Annotated in this window: 11 protein-coding genes; 6 read left to right on the top strand and 5 right to left on the bottom strand. The window is 41.3% G+C overall.

Annotated elements, in window-relative coordinates:
- Positions 1-120: 120 nt before the first annotated feature.
- Entirely contained in the window at positions 121-3,372 is a 3,252-nt protein-coding gene (locus tag FLA_RS25560) for a TonB-dependent receptor (RefSeq protein ID WP_076375678.1), read from the top strand.
- 285 nt (positions 3,373-3,657) lie between these two features.
- On the opposite strand, the gene FLA_RS25555 is transcribed toward FLA_RS25560, so the two are convergent.
- From FLA_RS25555 to FLA_RS25545, 3 genes are all read right to left on the bottom strand, one after another.
- Entirely contained in the window at positions 3,658-4,518 is an 861-nt protein-coding gene (locus FLA_RS25555) for a hypothetical protein (protein ID WP_076375676.1), read from the bottom strand.
- Between the two features lie 57 nt (positions 4,519-4,575).
- Positions 4,576-5,625, bottom strand: coding sequence for a sensor histidine kinase (locus FLA_RS25550; protein ID WP_076375674.1), 1,050 nt, complete (start codon positions 5,623-5,625; stop codon positions 4,576-4,578).
- Between the two features lie 77 nt (positions 5,626-5,702).
- Positions 5,703-6,380, bottom strand: a complete 678-nt coding sequence (locus tag FLA_RS25545) for a response regulator transcription factor (RefSeq protein ID WP_076377320.1) — start codon at positions 6,378-6,380, stop codon at positions 5,703-5,705.
- 154 nt (positions 6,381-6,534) lie between these two features.
- On the opposite strand from FLA_RS25545, the gene FLA_RS25540 reads away from it, so the two are divergent.
- The gene (locus FLA_RS25540; protein WP_076375672.1) at positions 6,535-8,718 is read left to right on the top strand and encodes a hypothetical protein; all 2,184 of its coding nucleotides are present in this window, start codon (positions 6,535-6,537) and stop codon (positions 8,716-8,718) included.
- Between the two features lie 67 nt (positions 8,719-8,785).
- Here the strand turns inward: FLA_RS25540 and FLA_RS25535 are convergent, their stop codons facing one another.
- On the bottom strand, positions 8,786-9,424 hold the full coding sequence (locus FLA_RS25535) for an MBL fold metallo-hydrolase (RefSeq protein WP_076375670.1): 639 nt from the start codon (positions 9,422-9,424) through the stop codon (positions 8,786-8,788).
- Between the two features lie 63 nt (positions 9,425-9,487).
- Here FLA_RS25535 and FLA_RS25530 point away from each other — a divergent pair, with 63 nt between their 5' ends.
- From FLA_RS25530 to FLA_RS25515, 4 genes are all read left to right on the top strand, one after another.
- Positions 9,488-12,931: a TolB-like translocation protein gene (locus FLA_RS25530; RefSeq protein ID WP_076375668.1), complete on the top strand. Its 3,444-nt coding sequence runs from the start codon at positions 9,488-9,490 to the stop codon at positions 12,929-12,931.
- Between the two features lie 92 nt (positions 12,932-13,023).
- Positions 13,024-15,357, top strand: coding sequence for an efflux RND transporter permease subunit (locus FLA_RS25525; RefSeq protein ID WP_076375666.1), 2,334 nt, complete (start codon positions 13,024-13,026; stop codon positions 15,355-15,357).
- Positions 15,358-15,980: 623 nt separating this feature from the next.
- Positions 15,981-19,139: a SusC/RagA family TonB-linked outer membrane protein gene (locus FLA_RS25520; protein ID WP_076375664.1), complete on the top strand. Its 3,159-nt coding sequence runs from the start codon at positions 15,981-15,983 to the stop codon at positions 19,137-19,139.
- Positions 19,140-19,163: 24 nt separating this feature from the next.
- A complete protein-coding gene (locus tag FLA_RS25515) occupies positions 19,164-20,747 on the top strand; it encodes a RagB/SusD family nutrient uptake outer membrane protein (RefSeq protein WP_076375662.1) in 1,584 nt (527 codons plus the stop codon).
- Between the two features lie 91 nt (positions 20,748-20,838).
- On the opposite strand, the gene FLA_RS25510 is transcribed toward FLA_RS25515, so the two are convergent.
- Positions 20,839-21,984, bottom strand: a complete 1,146-nt coding sequence (locus tag FLA_RS25510; protein ID WP_084206017.1) for a peroxiredoxin family protein — start codon at positions 21,982-21,984, stop codon at positions 20,839-20,841.

The raw sequence follows: 21,984 nt of genomic DNA, 5'->3' as shown, positions 1-21,984 counted from the left end.
CTCAAAAAGGTCAAAATTTGCATTTATAATAGCTTTCCAATACTTAGTTAATGTGTTGGTAACATTGGCGTAACAATTTGTTAACAGTGCGATGTTTCCTTTGCAGAAACATTAACAGTTATGCTACGAATTGCCAGAGTATTGGCTTTGTTTTTATTAATTGCCCTGGTGACCCCTGTGTTACTGGTGGCACAAATTACCAGTTCGCAGGTAACCGGTAGAATTACCGGAGCCAAAAACCAGGTGCTCGAAGGCGCCACTATCAAGCTATTTAGCCCGGCTACCGGAAGCAGCTATAATACTCAGACTAACAAAGACGGCCGTTACATTCTTACCAACCTTAATCCAGGTGGGCCGTATCTTCTCACTATTACTTACGTAGGTTTAAAAACTGAAGAAAAGAATGATATCAGTCTTTCTTTAGGTACTAATACCATCAACTTCCGTTTACAGGATGAAGCTGCATCTACATTGGAAACAGTAGTAGTAAAGGGTTCTGCTGGACGCAGTGGTATTAAAAATGGCTCTGGCATTCAAATCAGCCAGAATCAGTTAAGAAACCTGCCACAGATAAGCCGCAGCTTACAGGATGTTACCCGTGTTACTCCTCAAAGCAGCAACAACTCATTTATGGGTACCAACTTTCGTTACAATAACGTAACGCTGGATGGTGCTATCAACAATGACGCTATTGGCTTCAGCCCTTCATTAGGTGGTCAAACCAACGCATCTGGTCAGCCCGGAAGCAGCACCCGTACCAACCCGGTATCTATGGATGCTATCCAGGATATTCAGGTGTATCTGGCTCCATACGATGTAAAAATCGGTAACTTCTTAGGTGGTTCTATCAATGCGGTAACCCGCAGTGGTACCAATGAGGTACATGGTTCTATTTATGGCTTTGGCCGTAACGCTACCTTAATTGGTAAAAATAATGCTGGCGACAAATCTAAATTGCCGTCTGATTTTTACGAGTATCAAACGGGATTCCGTGTAGGTTTCCCTATTATCAAGAATAAATTATGGTTCTTTACCAACCAGGAAATTACCCGCAGACAAGATCCTGTTATCCTGGCTGCCGGTTCTCCTGATATGGGAATTATCACACAAGCAGAAGCGGTACAGATTTCTGATTACATGAAATCTAATTATGGCATAGATGCAGGTTCTTACAGCAACTATAAAATTTATTCAAGGTCTAATAAGTACTTTAACCGTTTAGACTGGAAAATAAATGATAAGAACACATTAAGCATTCGTAATAATACTATTACTTCTGAGGCTACTAACCTGGAGCGTGATCAGCAGAATTTCCGTTTTGGCAGCATAGACTTTAAGCAGGTGAATAACCAGACTTCTACTGTGGCGGAATTAAAAACACGCTTTTCAAACAGTTTGTCTAACAACCTGGTATTAGGTTATTCCAGCATTCATGATTATCGTGATCCATTGTCTAACCCTGCGCTGCCACAAATTCAAATCAGCAACAGAGGTGGTGTTATTTACTTGGGTTCTGACCGTGAGGCCAGCATCTTCAACATGAAGCAAAAAACATTTGAATTCACAGACAACGTAACTTACCTGAAAGGTAATCACACTTTCACTTTTGGTACACACAACGAGTTTTACAACATCAATTATGGTTTTGTGAACTCATGGAATGGTCGTGTAGAATACAGCAGCCTTGCTAATTTCCTGGCCAACGCTCCTTCACGTGTACGTACCAATTACAATTACACCAATAATACCAGGGATTACATCATTGCTAACCCGCCTGCAGAGTTTAAAGTAAACCTGTACAGCGTATATGCCCAGGATGAAATTCAAGTAGGTTCAAAACTGAAAATTACACCAGGTGTTCGTTTTGATGTAGCTGACATGCCTAACAAACAACCTTTAAGTACTAAAACTACCGGTGCTCCTGTAGATGCTAATTATGGCAATACCTATAGTTATACTTTGCCTAAGAATATTAAAAATGATTTCCTTGGACAAGTACAGGTGTCGCCACGTGTAGGTTTTAACTATGATGTTTTGGGTAATCAAAGCCTGATTGTTAGAGGTGGTACTGGTTTATTCACTGGTCGTATTCCTTTCGCATGGTTAGGTTATGCCTACTATAACAACGGTGTTACTTATGGTTCTTACGATCAGCAGGCTTCTAAAAAGGCATTTGTTGCGGGTACAGATCCTATCAGGGATGGTACCAGCAAAAGTAATGCTATGGCCAACTTTGCTGAGTTGAACGGACAGAACACAACAGATGCTACAGGTCCTACGCAAGTAGACTTGATTGATAATAACTTTAAAATGCCACAAGCGTGGAGAAGCAGTTTGGCTGTAGAATATACTACACCTAACCAGTGGAAATTCAGCGTAGAAGGTATCTATACCAAGGTTATTTACGATCTGAAGTTTCAACAGATCAACTATGTAGATAATCCTATTTACATGCCTTATGATACTAAGAAGCAACAGCCTATTTATTCCAATAACAAAATCAATTCGCTGTACACCAACGCCTATTTGTTAAGCAACACCAAGCAGGGGTATCGTTACAGCATTACCGGCCAGGTGAACAAAACCTTCCCATTCGGCTTAAACGTAATGGCAGCTTATACCTATGGTACGTCTAAAGATATTACCAATGGTATCCGCAACTCAATGGAAAGTAACTGGCAGTTAAACCAGGCATTAAGTCCTAACAGCCCAAGCCTGGCATATTCTAACTTTGACATCCGTCACCGCATAGTATCTGTTGTAAATTATAAATTGAACTGGAATGGCGATAACAAGTTTGTTTCTAATTTCTCCTTCTTCTTCAATACACAATCTGGTACACCATTCTCTTATGGTTTATTAAGCGCTATCAACGGTACCGGCCAGCAGGTAAGTCTGGTGTATATCCCTACTGCTGATCAGGCTGTTAACTTCTTCAATGATATTGCCGGAGGTAAAACTGCAACACAACAGGCTGCTGATTTCAACGCCTACATTGACGGTAACAAATACCTGAGTTCAAGAAGAGGGGATTTCACACAACGTAACGGCGGCCGTACTCCATGGAATACGCAACTGGATTTCCGTTTCGCACAGGACTTTAACCTGAAAGCCCGTAAGCGTACGCATACATTTACGCTTACTTATGATATCATTAACCTGACCAACCTGCTGAATGGTGCATGGGGTCGTCAGTATTTCTCACCAAATACTTACAACTCTACTACCGACATAGGTTTGAAGCTGAGTACTGCTGGTACGGCTAGTACTTATCCTAAGTATACCTTTACCACACCTACCAGCAAGCCTTATTCAACAGACTTTTTTGCATCACGCTACCAGATGCAGCTGGGTTTAAGGTATAGTTTCTAATATAACGTTGAATGAAATAATAAGCGGCATAAAAAGCCGATTAACTCAAACAAAAGGCCGTGCCAGATTACTGGTACGGCCTTTTGCTATTACAGCCCTATTTTAATTGAAGTCAATGTACCTGTTGGTAAATTGCTGGAATTGACGTTAACAACGCTTGAGTTAATACAAAGTTGGTATTGCGTTCATAATTACTTTACAAATCAAACGCAATTTTGCTCTGCAGTTTGGTTCATAGCACACAAGTAACTAAGCAGATTTTCTCATGCCTGACAGCCTTTGTTTTCACAAGGGCTTTTTTCTTTTTGCAAATAGCCGGTAATTAACTCCTGCATGAAATGCCACCACCCTGGTGCCAAAAGTTTGTTGTACATAGGCAGTCCATAAATTACCAAAGGTGAGTTGAATGATACCACTTATATATGTATAGCGACTTTTAAGGTTATTATAGTAAATGTCACCTTTGCCAAAGTTATTATCCCTATAATCTTTGCCCACCAGGCAGCCGAATTCTCCTCCCAATCCCAGTTTTCTGCCGCGACGATCTAAACTGAACACCAGTTCGCTGGTAAAGGCAAAAGAGCCTAACACATTATTAGTTACCAGGCCACTAAGAGAATCGGGATTAAGAGCTTTTCGGAAAGACAGGTAATTGCCAAACTCCTGGTGTAGTGATGATTTCACCCCAAAGCGGAACTCGCCGGAGTTGCTAATCCGGCCAAAAGGAATGCAGAGGTTAATGCCACCATGAATATTTCCGCTACCATAAAACTTATTGCCTGCGGTAGAGTTTACCTGGGTAACACCTAGCCCGGCTGCGAGACGGGGAACTGAATCTAATTTTGCTACCTGGTAGTTGCCCAGGGTAAGTCCTGCTCCATAATAGGCCTGTATTAGGCCCAATTGATGCGTACGGTAAATATTACCCTGCCAGTGAAAAGTGTTATCCTTCAATCCACTGTTAGCACCTCCTGCCTGGATGCTGCTGTTCGCATACACAGCAGAGCGTATGTTTTCTGATTGAAGAGGGAGTGTGTGATAGGGTGTTACACTCCCATGTAAGGGAGATACGTAATAGGCCTTTTGTACACAGGAAACTGAAAAGCAGCTTAGTGTACCCAGGGCTAACAGGTATAGCTTTCTCATTGGCTATAGTTTTAGCCCTGTTACGTAAGTACTAAAAATACTTATTCTAAATAAATGTTAATCTCTGCGGGTATCTAAGGTAAAACCCAGGGTAGTGCCAATGTCTACTTTACTGCGAACATGCATTACATGGTTGTGTGCTTCTACAATGTGCTTACAAATGGCAAGGCCAAGCCCGGTGCCGCCCACATCGCGGCTACGGCCACGATCGGTACGATAGAAGCGTTCAAAAATGCGGGGTAAATGTTCTTCGGCTATGCCAATGCCATCGTCACTTATTTCAATAAGGGCATGTTGTTCGTCTGTTTTGTAAATGCTGGCCACAATATGGCCATCTTGCTTACCATATTTAATGGCATTGGCTACCAGGTTAATAATCACCTGCCGGATTTTCTCCTTATCGGCAAATACAATTACCGGAGTTTCGCACCCCTTTTTTATAGTACACTTAATATTACGCTTGCTGCTTTTGATGGAAAGCGATTCGTACACCTCCTTAATCATGTCCTGGATTACAAAGTTCTCTTTATATAAAGGTTGCTCGCCGCTTTCCAGGCGGGAAATTTCATCCAGATCGCTTACCAGGTTTACCATGCGCACTACATTTTTAGAAGCATTCTCTAAAAAGCGGGTGGCAATTTCGGGGCTTTCCAGTGCTCCGCCCAGCAAAGTGTCTACATAGCCCTGGATGGCGAAAATGGGAGTTTTGAATTCGTGGGCCAGGTTTTGCAAAAACTCTTTACGATAAGCTTCATTATTTTTCAGTGCTTCAATTTCGGCCTTGCTTTGCGCAGCCCATTTTTCTACATCTTCCCGCACTTCATCAATACTTTTCTGAGGAAGGATGTATTTATAATACATTTCCTCTTTTTTAGAAGCTTTAGTCTGGTAAATGAACTTGTAAATGAGCTTTATTTTACGATAAATAAAGCGTTCCAATACATAACGTATGAGCAGGTAACCACCAATAAAAACGGCCAGGAAGGCTATTAATGCCTCCAGGCCGCTAAAGCTTATCAGGTAAAATCCCAAACCAACCGGTACAGCTAATACTAAGGCAGTAAGCGCAGACAGTTGATTGGGAGAAAGATTTTTTGTATTGAACATTGGTTTAGTGCTATATCGGTTGATGCGCCGTATACGTGCAATATAACCAAAAGTTAATCGGTTACTATAACTGCAAACTAAATATCAAATTTATACCCTACACCTTTAACGGTAGTGATACAATCGATACCCAGTTTTTGTCTTATTTTACGGATATGCACGTCAATGGTACGGTCGCCTACTATTACATCCGCTCCCCACACCTGGCTCAGTATTTCATTGCGTAAAAACACACGGCCCGGGCGTGAAGCCAGCAGGTATAACAATTCAAATTCTTTTTTAGCCAGGATCACTTCTGCACCATCTACCGTTACCAGGAATTTTACCGGATCAATAGAAATGTTGTTGATGATAAGTGTTTTGTCATCGCTTTTATTCACGCGTCTGAAAAGTGCATTTACCCGGCTGGTAAGTACTTTAGGGCTGATAGGCTTGTTGACGTAATCATCGGCTCCCATTTCAAAACCTTTAATATGAGATGCCTCGTCGCTTAATGCGGTTAAGAAGATGATGAGTGTATCCTGAAAAGCAGGCTGGCTGCGCAATATTTCACATACCTGTACGCCCGTTTTCTTGGGCATCATTATATCCAGAATTACTAAGTCAGGGTCTAGTTGTTTCGCTTTCACCAACGCATCCTCACCATCTTTTGCTGTATGAATATCGTAACCTTCTTTACGGAGGTTATAACCAATTATCTCTAAGATATCTGGCTCGTCATCAGCAATTAAAACTTTCTTGCCCTTGGGTTCCATCTTAACAATATGTTTACACAAAAATAATTTTACCTGGCCTAACGCCATGTATTACAGCATTATGTTATTGTTAAGGGTGTACGGGTTGCCTTTGGTCTTACTTTTGCATGAGTAAGATACGCTTTAGAATTGAATGGAATCTAATTAATTACGGATGAACATGACTAAATTATACCTGCTGATTGTTTTGCTGGCCCTTGCTCATGTGGCTGACGCCCAGGGAGATACCCCAATTTCGCCCCAGATTCCGTTGATGCGGCAAAAATTTCATGAGGATATAGATAAACAGCAGAAAGAGATTCTGAAACTGGATGGGAAAGATGATGGCCAGTTTACGCCTGCTGCTAACAATAATGAGCTGAATATGCAGGCTACTTATGCCGTTATTAATAAAACGGATGCCCTGCAAAATATGATTGAGCAGGATTCTTTGCTGGATGGCAATAATAAAATCAAATACCTGCGTGGATTGAATGATGTACTTTATGGCTTCTTAAACGATGTACGCTATAAAAAAATAAAGCCTATTGCTTTTACAGATGTGTTGAGCGCTTATGAAGATGCGATGCAGCTGGAACGGGAAGAGAAGTCTATTATCCCTGTTGTTGCGGCCAATAGCCTGGAAACCGGCGAAATTTTACTGCGCAGCTATGCTTTCCAGCAAAATGCAGGCATGGCTGATGCCAAAGAACTGTTGATATTAAAAGATTGTCAGAAAAACCCATCTAAAATATTACCCATTTTAAATAACCACCCCAATTCTCCCTATGCAGATAGCTTAATTATTTTGGCTTCCCGCAGAAGCCAGGAAGAGCTGTATAATTTTGCTGCTTCTACCGGCAAGCTGGGGGTAAGAATCCAAAAATCGGAAGATCCGTTGGTAAAAATCATTGCCCGGATGGCACGTATAAAAACCGGCCGTCAGTATTTTCCTTTTTTAGACGATTTATACAAAGGCAAAAGAACATTTGAGGAAATTGATGCTGTGATGAACGACAGTGTAAAGTACTATAAGCTGCTGGTTCAAACGGAAATTGCCTATGCCGACAGGCTTATTAAACGTGACACGCCGTTGGTGATGAATACTTTAACTGCCAGGCTGCAGCAAAAAGCACGGGATGTATTTATTAATGAAATAAACGGCTTGCACGAATTGCCCGATGCGGTAAGGTTTAAAAAGATAGAAGTACTTACTCCAGAAGAGTTATATTATCTGGCGGTGCTGGGTGAAGAGGAAATTTACACCTCCAGCTACACGCATGGCGTATACCCCTTTATATTTAAAAAAATGCGGGTACCACGTGGCGACTCTTTGCTGCTGAGTGTACGTTTCGACCACTTTAAAAAGTGGATTAAGATGGCGGCTAATTACAACACACTCGATCATTTTCTGAAAACGATGGAGAAAGAGAACGCCGAAATGTTAATGAAGGCGTTTGTAAAGGGCCTGGACAGGACCAATAGCCTGGAAGACGCTGTGGATGTAGCTAATTCTTATGCCAGCATTACCGATAAAAACATACAAAACCTGATATTAGACCAGATACAGTATAACCTGGCGGAATCCAAAAGAATAAAAAATGTAAGGGGAGAGCGGGTGTATAGCATTTTAAACACCTTATTCCTTTCTATGGATTCTGTCAATCATATTGATGTGTCTACTACTTTAGGAATACCGCCGGTGTACTTTATGCCTAACAGCTTATTGCGCGATACAGCTGGGAGAATTATAGTGCAGCAGTTCTTTTATGGGGATAAAGATGGTCAAACTGTATTTAATGCCTTTGTTCGCGGTTTTAGCAACGGCAACTGGAAAATAACCAGTACCAATCAATGGGTGGCTGTTTCTTCGGTAAAAGGGGTGCCGGTAACTATTTATGCCAATAAGCCACTGGATGAAGAAAAAGGACTGGATGCAGAGGCACAGGCTGCTTTAAGCAAGTTTCTGGATGAAAAAGACCTGCACCCTTCGGTGGTAATACATCGTGGACACAGCTACTACCTCAATTCCACCATTGCACAACTGGCGCCAAGCGCTAAAATTATACTACTGGGAAGTTGTGGTGGTTATCAAAGTCTTAGCAGAGTGTTAGGCATTTGTCCCTATGCACAAATCATTTCGTCTAAACAAACCGGTAGCGGTTTAATTAATGCACCTATGATCACTGCATTGATGGAAACTGCACGCCAGGGCAAAGATTTAAACTGGCCAGGCTTGTGGGGTAACTTGTCTAAGATGTTTGCGAACAATGAAATGTTTGCCGACTATGTGCCACCTTACAAGAACCTGGGTGCAGTTTTTATTATGGCATATACTAAAATGGAAGAAAACGATTAATATCTATACCGAAAATAAAAAAGTGCGGTAGCTGGTTACACCCGGCTACCGCACTTTTTTTCCCTGATTAAGATAAAAACGGGTTATTTTTTTTCTCGTAGCCAATAGTGGTAGGGCCACCATGACCAGGGTATACAATGGTATTATCTGGTAAAGGGAACAGTTTAGTGCGAATAGAGGACAATAACTGCTCGTGGCTGCCGCCAGGTAAGTCTGTACGCCCCACACTATCTTTAAATAATACATCGCCACCGATAACAAAGCCCTCTTGAGCATCATAAAAGCAAATACTGCCAGGTGAATGACCTGGGGTAAACAACACGCTCAGAGTGTCTTCTCCTAAAGTAACGGTATCGCCCTCCTGGATAAAACGAAATGGTCCTGTATAATTATCAAACGTTAACCCGTACCGGGCACCTACTTCTGACGCAGTGGTCATTATTATTTCTTCTTCTTTGTGCAGGCCGGGCACCAGTTGATAATGTTGAGCTACCCATTTGGAGCCAAACACGTGATCGAGATGGCAGTGGGTAAAAAGCAATTGGGTTACACGTAAATTATTCGCTTCCAAAGCATTTTTTAATTCATCCCATTCAGCGGAAAAGTAACAACCGGGATCTATAATAATGGCTTCACCCGTTTCGTTGGATAATACGTAAGTGTTTTCCTGAAAAGGGTTAAAAGTAAATACATCCACCTTAATCATAACGCTATTTTTGAGGCTCTGTTACAAGTAATTATGCTAATTTTAAAATTCTAAAGACCGGATATGCAATTTAAACGCTTCAGGGTTGGCATTCTCTATTTATTTTTTGCAACCATATTATTGCCCTTACTATCAAATGGGCAGGTTAACACCGTTGAATTTGGCAAAAACCGCATACAGCATAAGAAGTTTATCTGGAAATTTTACCAGAGCGCAAACTTCAACACATACTTTAACCAGGGCGGTTTAGAGTTGGGCAAATTTGCAGCCCAGGTGGCAGAAGATGAGTTAAGCTCTATTGAAGACGTAGTAGAATACTCATTACAACGGAGGGCTAACCTGGTTATCTATAACACCTTTGACGATTACAAATCCAGCAATATTGGGTTAGGGCTTGACTGGCAAAATGCAGGTGGCATGACCAAGCTGGTGAATAATAAAATTGTGTTGTACTACGATGGTAACCACAACACGCTGCGTCGTCAGATAAGAGAAGGTATTGCACGTATACTGGTTGATAACATCCTGTTTGGAGATGATATAGGAGAAATTGCCAGTAACCAGGCTTTACTGGACATTCCTAAATGGCTTACCGATGGCTATGTAGAATATGTAGCACAACCCTGGAGTCCTGAAAAAGATGAAGATCTGCGCAACGTGATGTTAAGCGGCAGCTATACCAAATTTTACCAGTTTGCTTTTGACAAGCCTTTGCTGGCAGGACACGCTTTCTGGTACTATATAGCCGAGAAGTACAAAAAAGAAAATGTTACTTATTTTCTGTACCTGGCGCGTTTATATAAAAACCTGAACACTGCTTCACAACGCATATGTAAGAAGAAGTTTAAAGAAGTGCTTGCCGATTTTATGACGTATGAGGAAGAGAAGTATGTGAAAGATCTGAAGCAGCGTAAAAATGCACCACGTGGCCGTTTGTCGGTGGTGGAAGAAACAAAGAAGGCCGATTTTTTCCGTTTTCAGGCTAATCCCAACCCACGCAACAACTCATATGCAGTGGTGCAGTTTAAAAAAGGCGTGTATTCTGTAAAGTATGTAGATAACAACCTGGAAGAAAAAACATTACTGAGCTATGGGATAAGAACCATCAATGGCGATATCAATCCTAATTATCCATTGTTGTCATGGGATGGCAAAGGCTCCCGTTTATTGGTGGTATACTGGAAAGCGGGTAAAATAAACATGTTTGTGTACGACGTGGTGGCTAATATTAAACGCTTTAAGCAAGAAATTACTGGTTTTGACCAGATATTGAGCGTAGGCTTTATGCTGGATGCCAACACTATATTATTAAGTGCTAGCAAAAACGGTCATTCCGACATCTTTACTTACCGCATTGATAATGAGAAGGTGCAGCAGATTACCAACGATGTGTATGACGATCTGGACCCCACCTTTGTTTCTTTTCCTAACAGGTCGGGTATTATTTTCGCTTCTAACCGTCCTACGGGAGATGCTATCAATGCCGATACGGTGCTGCCCAGCAAAAACAGGTTTAATATTTTCATGGTAGACATCAATAACAAAAGCGATTTCAAACAAATTGCCCAGTTAACCCGGATGAAATTTGCCGATGCACGCTACCCGATGCAGTATAATGTAAACCACTTCACTTTTGTAAGTGAGGAAAATGGTATTGCCAACAGGTGGGCAGGCTTCTTTTCTACCGCCCGCGACGGTTTGGATACCTTATATTATATAGGTGATGAAATAATTCGCAACGCAACAGATAAAGAAATTGACTCTACCTTAAACGCCTGGCAAAAAAGTGAGCCGGATAGCATCAGCTACTTCCAGGTATTTAAAGATTCTACCTATACTTTCCCTATGACCAACTACCAGAGCAGTCTGCTGGAAACCAGGATTGCAGGTGATAAGGGGCAAGTGAGTGAGGTAAGGAGAGAAGGTGACTATAAGTTCTTGTATAAGTTAAGGGTAGACTCTGTAACGCTGCGTAAGAGAAATGTGAATGCACGTCCTACAGATTATATGAAAAAACTGATGCAGGAAGCACGGTTAGCCAATGGTAAATCGGTAGTGACTACACCGGCGGAACAACAAAAGCAGGAAGAAAAGAAACCTGCCAACAATGTGTTCCAGAACGAATTTGATGACGAAAAGCCCGCTACAACCAAAGCTACTGTAATGGTAAATGGTGAGCCACAACCAGGAACTGATCCGGCAACGCCACAGCAGAATGTATTGGCGAAATCAGGCCTTTTCAACTATAAGCTGAAATTTAATGCGGATTATGTGCTGGCGGGTGTATCTAATAACATTTTGATTAACCGTTATCAGCCATATTCCGGAGCATTGCCAGTGCAGTTAAATAATGGAAGTGACTTCAACTGGTCGTTCCGTGTAGGGGTGAGTGATGTAATGGAAGACATTAAAATGGTAGGCGGTTTCCGTTTTGGCACTAATTTGTCTGACAAAGATGTGTTTTTCACCTTTTCTAATCTGCGTAAAAGGTTAGATTGGGGCTTTACTTATTATAGAAGCACTACTGAAAATTATCCTACTTATATCGTTTCTGGTCCTGGTGTAGGTAAAGACAATAAGCTGATCACCAATTTATACCAGGTGAATGTGGCTTACCCGATAGACGAAACCAAAAGAATTGGTGCCAATATCGGTTTGAGAACTGACCGTGGCGTTATCAGGCCTTTTAATTATTTGTCAGGACAGCCTGATCCTACGGGATTACATATACCAGATACTGTTTCTAAAACAGGCATTGCACATCTGGAGTATGTGTATGATAACACTATTAATCCTACACAGAATATCTGGAATGGCCTGCGCTGGAAAATCTACTATGATTATTACAAAGCGGTGGGCAAAGGCGCATCTACAAGAGGTATCAATGTGCAAAATCTTGGTGTTGATGCGAGGTACTATGTAAAAATTTACCGCAATTTCATTTGGGCGGGTCGTGCAGCAGGAGACTTCTCGTTTGGTGATCAGAAGATACTATACTACCTGGGTGGTGTAGATGGTTGGATCGGTCCTAAGGCCAATACAGCGAACACGCCTACCCAGCAGGATTATGTTTACCAGTCATTGACCTTAAATATGCGTGGTTTTAAACAAAACGTAGCCAATGGTAATAATGCTACAGTAATCAACAGTGAATTCAGGTTGCCTGTATTCAGTACTTTCTTCAACAAGCCTATTAACAGCGCCTTTATCAGAAATTTCCAGCTGGTTCAATTTATTGATTTAGGCACTGCCTGGAGCGGCAGTATTAAAAATATCACCCGTCCTACTACAGCTTATATGGAGTTACAGGAGGATGGTACGCCTAACCCTAATTATGCCATTGTGCGCACCAGGGCAGGAGGTATAGGGCCTTTTGCCGGTGGTTATGGTTTTGGTGTACGCACCACGGTGCTAGGTTATTTCCTGAAACTGGACACAGCGTGGGAAATGAATGGAATATTTAAGGGCAAGCCCATGTGGTATTTTGCCCTCGGACTTGACTTTTAACCGATTTTTCGTATAAAGCGACCGCCCCGCATTTTTGCGGGGCGGTTTTTGTTTGTTTTCTTTGCACATTATTTATCTATAGAAGTATTACTATGTGGTATCGTTTAGGACAATTTATTCTCAAGTTCAGACTGGCTTTGCTCTCCTTATTGCTCATCTGTACAATTATCATGGGCTATTTCGCTTCCAAAGTGGAAATGAGCTACGAGTTTACCCGGGCGATACCTACCGATAATATTAAATACCAGGAATACCAGGCTTTTTTAAAAAAGTTTGGCAGTGATGGTAACATGGTAATGCTGGGTGTAACCACCCCCCAGTTTTTTACCCTGCCTGTGTTCAATGCGGCAGAACAAATGCACAGCCGGTTAAAAGAGATTAAAGGTGTAACCGGACTTATGGATGTGCCAGAAGCTATTCAATTAAAAAAAGACACCGCCGATAAGCTGGTTCCTGCACGCATTTTTACTTTCCCGCTTACCCAGACAATATTGGACAGTGGAAAAGCTGTGTTTGAGAATATGCCCTTTTATGAGGGCATTTTGCATAACTCGGCCGAAAAAAGCTATCTGTTTGTAGTGTCGCTGAACAAAGACACGGCTAACAGTAAATCACGCACCCGTTTAATTAATGACATTATGAACGAGGTGCATGCTTTTGAAAAGCAAACCAGTTTGCAGGTGCATGTAAGTGGCTTACCTTATATCAGAACTACTGTAGCCAACAAAATTCAGAAAGAGCTACAGTGGTTTTTAATTGGTTCGTTGTTGTTGTCTGCTATTACTTTATTGCTTTTCTTCAGAAGTATCAGCGCCATGTTTATGAGTTTAATAGTGGTGTGTATTGGTGTAATATGGAGTGTTGGCTCTATGGTGCTGTTTGGTTATAAAATAACCCTGTTAACTACTTTAATTCCACCATTGATTGTGGTAATTGGAGTGCCTAACTGTATTTACTTCCTGAATAAATACCATACTACTTATAAAGAAACCAATGACAAGCAAAATGCCCTGGTTACTATGGTGGGCCGTATGGGCATTGTAACCCTGTTTTGTAACATTGCTGCCGCTATTGGTTTAGGAGTGTTCTCTTTAACTAAAAGCGACCTGTTAAAAGAGTTTGGCGTAGTGGCCGGTGTAAATATCATGATCCTGTTTGTGATATCGCTGGTGTTTATCCCGTCTGTATTAAGCTATATCGCTGCGCCTAAGCCAAGGCACATGCGTTACCTGGAGAATAAAACATTGGAAAATCTGCTGGTAAAAATTGAGAAATGGACATTTGAGCATAGCAAATGGGTATACATTGTAACAGCTGCGGTAGTACTGTTTTCGATCGGTGGGATTACACGCTTAAAAAGCGAAGGCTTTATTGTAGATGATTTGCCTAAGAAAGATATTGTTTATAAAGATTTGCGTTGGTTTGAAAGCACTTTTAATGGAGTAATGCCATTGGAAATTGTAGTGGATACCAAAAAGAAAAAAGGACTTACCCGTTCGTTAAAGCCGATGGAGAAAATTGATTCATTCTCCCGTTACATTGCCGCACGTCCGGAAACGGCACGTCCGTTATCATTAGTAGAAGGTATTAAATTTTTAAGGCAGGCAGTATACGATGGCGACAGCACGTATTATGCTATTCCTTCCGACTTTGATGCTATTACGGTATTAAGCTATATAAAAGGCAGTGGCAAAGCGCAGGATAGCACCAGTGGTGCCACAGCAGACAAGAACTCTACTTTCACTAAACTGCTCAATAGCTTTAAAGATTCGGCAGACCAGATGGCCAGAATTAGTGTGAACATGAAAGATATTGGTAGCCGCAAGCTTCCTGGTTTGCTGGCTGACTTTAAAAAGGAAGCCGATAGAACGTTTGATACGGCTAATTATAAAGTAACCTTTACCGGAAGTAGTGTTACCTTCTTAGAAGGATCAGCCTTTATCATTAATGGTTTACGTGACAGTATCCTTTGGGCTTTTGCATTAATTGCGCTTTGTATGTTGTACCTGTTCCGTTCATTCAGAATACTGCTGTGTTCTTTAATTCCTAATATCATTCCATTGATGGTAACAGCAGGTGTGATGGGATGGGTGGGTATATCCTTAAAGCCATCCACCGTGTTGGTGTTTAGTGTGGCCCTGGGTATTGCCATAGATGTAACCATACGATTCCTCATTAATTACAAGCAGGAACTGCCACATTATAATAATAGTGTGAAGCCTACCCTGGTACAAACCATACATCATACTGGAGTTAGTATCATATATACTTCATTGGTACTCATAGCTGGTTTTATCATTTTTTGCATCAGCGAGTTTGGTGGAACCAAGGCCTTGGGCTGGCTTACTTCACTTACGCTGATTACCGGTACATTGACCAACCTTATATTATTGCCAGTTTTAATATGGTTACTTCGGAAGAAGTAACCATACCTTAAAATTTACTTTAACTTTCTTTTTTTGTTTTTTTAACAGAATGTTATTTTATATCTTGCTTCAAGTTTCAAATAAGCACGCATGAGAAAAAGTACAAATTCTATCACTCGCTGCCTGGCAGCTAACAACAGTGATTCTTAGCATTGATTTCCTGGGTAACTTATCAGCTTTATTTATAGGTAATGTGTAAATGGTTATAGTTATCTGTTGTTTATCCGCTGGACACTAGCATTGTTTATCAGATCCTATTTTTGCTAACTGCTATTATAGAACAATAAGGTAATTTATTGGCAAGCATTCTATTTGCCTGAAGTTACTGAAAGGGTATATATTGTATTTATTAAACTACAGCATATGAGAGAAAACTTTTCTAAAAAGGCTTTAGAAGCCTTGGGTGATGAATTATTTTTAATCACCACTACCCCAAACCTTAAGAGTATAATATAAATATTAAATCATTGATGCTTTTAGTATAGTGATCAAGGCGATGTAATTGCCTGTTTTGCTGTGCTATACACATAAGTTTATATAAAGCTGTTTATCGATGTACAACATCGATATGTCACTTTATTGCACGTTGAGTATATACATTTTAAACTAAAACCTGTTTCTACATGAGAAAACTACTAATGTTCGTGGTTATGAGTCTCATTCTGGTGCAAGCATGGGCACAGAACCGGACTGTTACCGGTAAAATAACAGATGAGAAAGGTGCTCCTTTAGGAGGAGTTACTATTACTGCTTTAGGAGCTGATAAAAAAGTAATTGTAACTGCAGTAAGCGCAGCGAATGGTTCTTTTAGTATTAGCGTACCCGAAAATGCCCGTCTTTTCCAAATTTCTTATGTGGGTTATGAAGAACAACTTGTGGCTGTGGGCAATAAGCCTACCCTTGAAGTGAAACTGAATGCGGGTGGAGCAAGTTTAGCTGAAGTAGTAGTAGTAGGTTATGGTGTACAACAAAAGAAAAACTTTACCGGTTCTGCTTCTAAAATAGAACCCACTGAATTCTCAAACCTGTTGTCTCCATCAGTTGATAAGCAACTGGCTGGTAGAGCTGCTGGTGTGCAGGTAACTACAGTAGGAGGTTCGGTGAATACTCCTGCAAGGATCAGAATCAGAGGTGTACAATCCCTTAGTAATAGCAACGATCCTTTAATAGTAGTGGATGGTGTACCTATTATATCCGGTAATCTTTCTGCTGCAACCAATTCAAATACTTTGGGTGATATTAATCCTTCTGATATTGAAAGTATGGACATCCTGAAAGACGGATCTGCTACTGCTATCTATGGCTCACGTGCAGCAGGTGGTGTAATATTAATTACCACTAAAAAAGGTGTAAGAGGTCGTGCTAAAGTGAACTATGATGGATTTGTTGGTTTTAGTAGTGCCCTAAAGAAATTTAGTCTGCTGAATGCCAAGCAATTTGAAACAATAGCTAACGAAAAGCTTTCCAATGCTGGCTTAGCTGCAAGAGCTGGTGTAAATGCCAGTGCCGATACTGTAGATACAGACTGGCAAGGTACTGTGATGATCAAGAATGCGCTTTCTCAAAGCCATACATTAAGCTTACAGGGCGGTGGCGATAAAACTACATATTATTTCTCTGCCAACTATTCGAATAACAAGGGGATTATCATAAGTAACTATAACAGGGCTTACAGGATAAGAATGAATGTGGATCATGAGATTAATAAGTATGTAAAAATTGGTAATGGTATCAACATCAGCCGTCAGGAAGATGGTGATCAGAATAACGGTTCCAGTTCGTTAGGAGGTGCTATAGCAGCTGCTTTAAGATTGCTGCCAAACACCTCTCCTTACAGTGCAACAGGAATGGATGGTTACAATATCAATTATCCTACTTCCGGCTCGATGACGCCCGGTGCAAACAGCCAGACTGTCGATGACAACTTTAACAACGTAGCTTATACCTTACGCAAGAATAAATACTATTCCGATAAATACAGGATCATGGACAACATGTACCTGGAAGTGAGCCCTGCCAAAGGATTGAAAGTACGTTCTCAGGTAGGTATAGACATGTTAAATGATTACAGCTATCAGGGGCTGAACATTTATCATGGTGATGGTTATGGTACTGGCGAAACATATAATGCTGCTCAAAACTGGCTGAGATTATTATGGACTAACTACTTCAATTATAATCTTTCTATAAAAGATCATAATTTTTACCTGACAGGTGGTTATGAAGTACAGAAGCAAACTTACAAATGGTTTTCTGCTGACGGTACAGTGCTTTCTGACGCATTCTATATCAATGAAAACGTAATCAGCAACGCTGCCAGCACGCAAAAAATACTTGGTAACTACGACAAAACAGGGTTCCTTTCTACTTTCGGAAGACTTAATTATGATTTCAAAAACAGGTACTTTATTCAGGCTACCTTCAGAAGAGATGGTCAAAGTGCATTGGCAAAAGGCAATCAATATGGAACTTTCCCTGGTTATTCTGTGGGATGGCGTCCTTCCAGAGAGGCTTTCTGGTTAAATTCTCCTTTCCTGTCAAAATGGTTTAATGAAGTAAAATTGAAAGGTTCGTATGCCAAAGTGGGTAATACTTTAACCGGGTATCCTTACTTAAGCCAGTTTGGTAACAGGCCATATGGTAATGTAAGCGGTATTGCCCCTACTTCTATCGGTAACCCGAACCTGAAATGGGAAACCAATGGTAAATACGATGTGGGTATTGATTTATCTATCCTGAAAAACAGGTTCACTATTACTGCTGATTGGTTTCTGAACGATGTGAATAATCTCGTATTGGATGTACCTACTCCGCTCAGTGCAGGTGTACCAGGTTCAACCGGAACAAGCGGAGGTTCTATTTCTACTAACGTTGGTAAATTACAAAACAAAGGCATTGAAATTTCAATCAGCGGAAACATCCTCAACACAAAGAGTGGCTTTACATGGGATGCGAGCTTCAACTATTCTCAGGTTAAAAATAAAATCCAGTCTCTGTATCCTGTGGGTGGCAAACCTGTTCAAAGTATTGAAAACGGCAACTACAATATCATTCGCGTAGGTGATCCAATGAACATCATTTATGGCTACAGATATGCAGGTGTAAACAGCGCCAATGGTAACCCAATGTGGTTTAAGGCAGACGGTAGCATGGTACAGTTAAGCCTCACTCCAGGTTCTACTGCCGGTGGTTTTTATGTAGCTAACAGCAAAGCCGATGGCACTTTAGGCGCAGCATCTTCATTGGCTGCTGCTGACAAGACAAACCTGGGACAGGGTATTCCGGTTTGGTTTGGCGGTTTCTCTAATACTTTCAGCTATAAGGGTATTACCCTTGACATCATGTTGCGTTACTCTGGTGGTAACAAAATCATGAACGTTACCAGACAAGATGCGTTGAATAACATGAGCTTCCAGAACAACGGTACTGAAGTATTAGACAGATGGACTACAGCAGGACAAGTTACAGATGTTCCTAAATTATACTATGGCCAGGCGGCTAATATGAACAGTTCTAACGCTGCTTCTTCAAGATTTGTGGAGAGCGGTAACTACTTAAGACTTCAGAACGTGGTATTATCTTATTCATTACCAGCTAAAGTACTGGAGCATGGTACAGGTGGATATATTAAAAGCTTAAAGATTTTTGCACAGGGACAGAATCTGCATGTATGGACAAAGTATAAAGGCGCAGATCCGGACAACATTAGTGCAACAGGTGTTGATGCTGCAGTAGCACCACAGGTTCGCACTATTTCATTTGGTCTGTCTGCAGGATTTTAATATTGAAACACTAAAAAACGAATCATGAAGAAAATAGTAATAAGCTTCCTTTTTGTTCCTTTTATGTTCGGGTGCAACAAGGTATTAGAAACTTCTCCATATAACGCAGTAACTGATGCTAGTGCCTTTTCTACAGCAGCAAGATGTGCGTTGGCTTTAAACGGAGTTTACGATGGTGCACAAAGCTCTTATTATACCAGTGGGACTACAGAAGTAAGAGGATATCCTTTCGGTGCTGCCAATATTGAACAAGGAGACGCCAGAGGTGAGGATGTAGTGAATATTCAGGCATTTTTCCAAATTACCTATCAGGCTACCTACAACTCTACTTCTGCCAACTGTGTGGCTATGTGGAAAGGTTTATATGAGTTGATTAATAAAGCCAATATTGGTATCAATGGTTTCCGCTCAGCCGCCTCTTCAGGAATTCTGACTTCTGCAGTAGCTTCACAATATGAAGCGGAGTGCCGCTTTCTGAGGGCATTGGCACATCATGAGGCATTGATTCAATATGCAAGGCCTTACCTGGATGGCAATGGAACTCAGGTGGGTGTTCCTTACAGGGAAACCCCTATCACCTCTAGTACTGCTGTAAGTACGCTGTTAAACACTCCACGTATGCGTGTAGATAGTGTTTATATCAAAATACTTGCAGACCTTGACTATGCGGAAGCGAATTTACCGGAAACAATAGCCAGCTACCGTGCAACAAAAGCAGCGGCTATCGCTTTAAAAATGAGAGTGAAGTTACACATGGGCGACTGGGCAGGTGTAATTACAGAAGGTGCTAAACTGGTTCCTGCAACTGTAGACCCTACTACGCCTACTTCTGTAAAAAGTCCTATTGGTAACTGGGCATTAACAGCTAGTCCTGATGGCCCCTTTGCTAATAACAACTCCACTGAAAGCATTTTCTCTGTAAAGAACGACGCATTGGATGCGCCTAGCACAAACGGTGCATTATCCAGAATGTTTGGTGCTGCCAGCTTAACAGGAAGAGGGCTTGTATCAGTTTCTCCTATTATTTATAACAATGCAGGATGGTTATGTAGTGATAAAAGAAGATCTGCTCTGCTGGTATCAGGAACCAACAGTGCTGGTACGCAAAGCTGGTTTACTACCAAATACAGAGATTATGTCAGCTACAGCGACTATGCTCCGCAAATTCGTTATGCAGAAGTGCTGTTAACTTTGGCAGAGGCAGAAGCAAGAAATTCTACTACATTCTCTACCAGAGCCTTAAACCTGTTAAACGTAGTAAGAAACCGTTCTTTGGCGATACCCGCCACTGAAGCATATACCAGCCTTACGCTTACCTCCAAGAATGCGCTTATTGCTGCTATTCTTCTGGAAAGAAGGATTGAGTTTCTTTGCGAAGGCAAGCGTTGGAGTGATATTCACCGTTTAGCTAAAGATGCTGATTTTAGCCCGGGTGGTATACCTGCTAAGGCTACAAACGGTACAGCTGGTTTGGCCAACTTTGTATGTGGCGGAGGTTATACTCCTGGTCAGGCAGCTATTGCCTATAGTGACTACAGGTTTGTTTGGCCAATCCCGGCAACTGAAATTACTCAGAACCCTGTGATAGCTCAGAATCCACTTTATTAATAGTGATTAAGCTTTATAAAAGAGAAAGCCTTCCTGCAAATGCAGGAAGGCTTTCTCTTTTATAACCATGTTGTATTTATAACAAGTTGTATTATTTCAATACTTCTGCCAACTTTGCCTCCAGCTCTGGACCGGTTAATCTTGCAGCAATGATTTTGCCTGTTGGATCAATCAGCACATTAAAAGGAATAGCGTCAAACTGATAAGTGTTTACTGCGGCGCTTTCCCATTGCTTTAAGTCGCTCATCTGTGTCCAGGTAAGTTTATCTTTTGCAACAGCATCCTGCCAGGCTTTTTTATCATTATCTAATGATACACCCAGTATGGTAAAGTTTTTATCCTTGAACTTTGAATAAGCTGCTACTACATTGGGGTTCTCTGCACGGCAGGGGCCACACCAGCTGGCCCAGAAATCTACCAGCACATATTTACCTTTAAAGCTACTGATGCTTACAGGTTTGCCATTGGCATCGTTCATGGTTAATTCAGGTGCTTGCTGGTTCAACAGTGCATAAGGCTGATCCTGCTGCGCAGCGGCCTGTTTGGAAGAGGCAGCTACCATGTTTTTCAACTGGGTAAGTCCTTTATGGTCTTTAAATTTTTCGGAAGTTTGGTTTACCAAAGTCACCAGTTCTTCCGATTTCATAGAGTTGCTGGCCAGGCCAATAACATAGAATGCAGAAGCAGGGCTGGGAGTTTGTTTAATAAAATCACTTACTGTTTCATTTAACTGCTTCAGCTGATTATTGCCTTTGCTTTCCAGCACTGATATCAGGCTATCGCTGCCCGGCTTTTTGCGGATAGAATCTATTTCGGCATAGGTGCCGGCTATAGAAGAATCGCGCGTGCGGTATCTTTCAAAGAAATCGTATAAAGCAGAAGTGGCATCAGAACCCTGAATATTGGGCTTTCTAAAACTGTTTACGTCAAACTTCACTTTAATGTGGCCGCCATCGTTAATAAACAACAGGGCAGGACCCTTTTCCAGACTCAGCTGGTAAATACCTTCTTCTTTAGCCATGGCCCTCAGCTCAAAATTGCCGTTGCCTTTTAGGCTGCCGGAATCCAGTATAACAGGTTGTGGGCTGCCATAGGTGAGTTCCTGTAAATAAATTTTGCCATTGGCTACGGGGGCATGTTCAATTTGCCCGCTTATTACAAAGGCGCCATGCTGTTTTTCTTTACAGGCAGTTCCTGCAAGCATTACGGTAGCTACTACCCAAAGCTGCTTCATCAT

The organism is Filimonas lacunae (genome assembly GCF_002355595.1).
Lineage (GTDB): Bacteria > Bacteroidota > Bacteroidia > Chitinophagales > Chitinophagaceae > Filimonas > Filimonas lacunae.
Note: the sequence above shows the minus strand (reverse complement) of the source record. Positions and strands in the feature narration are given on the sequence as shown.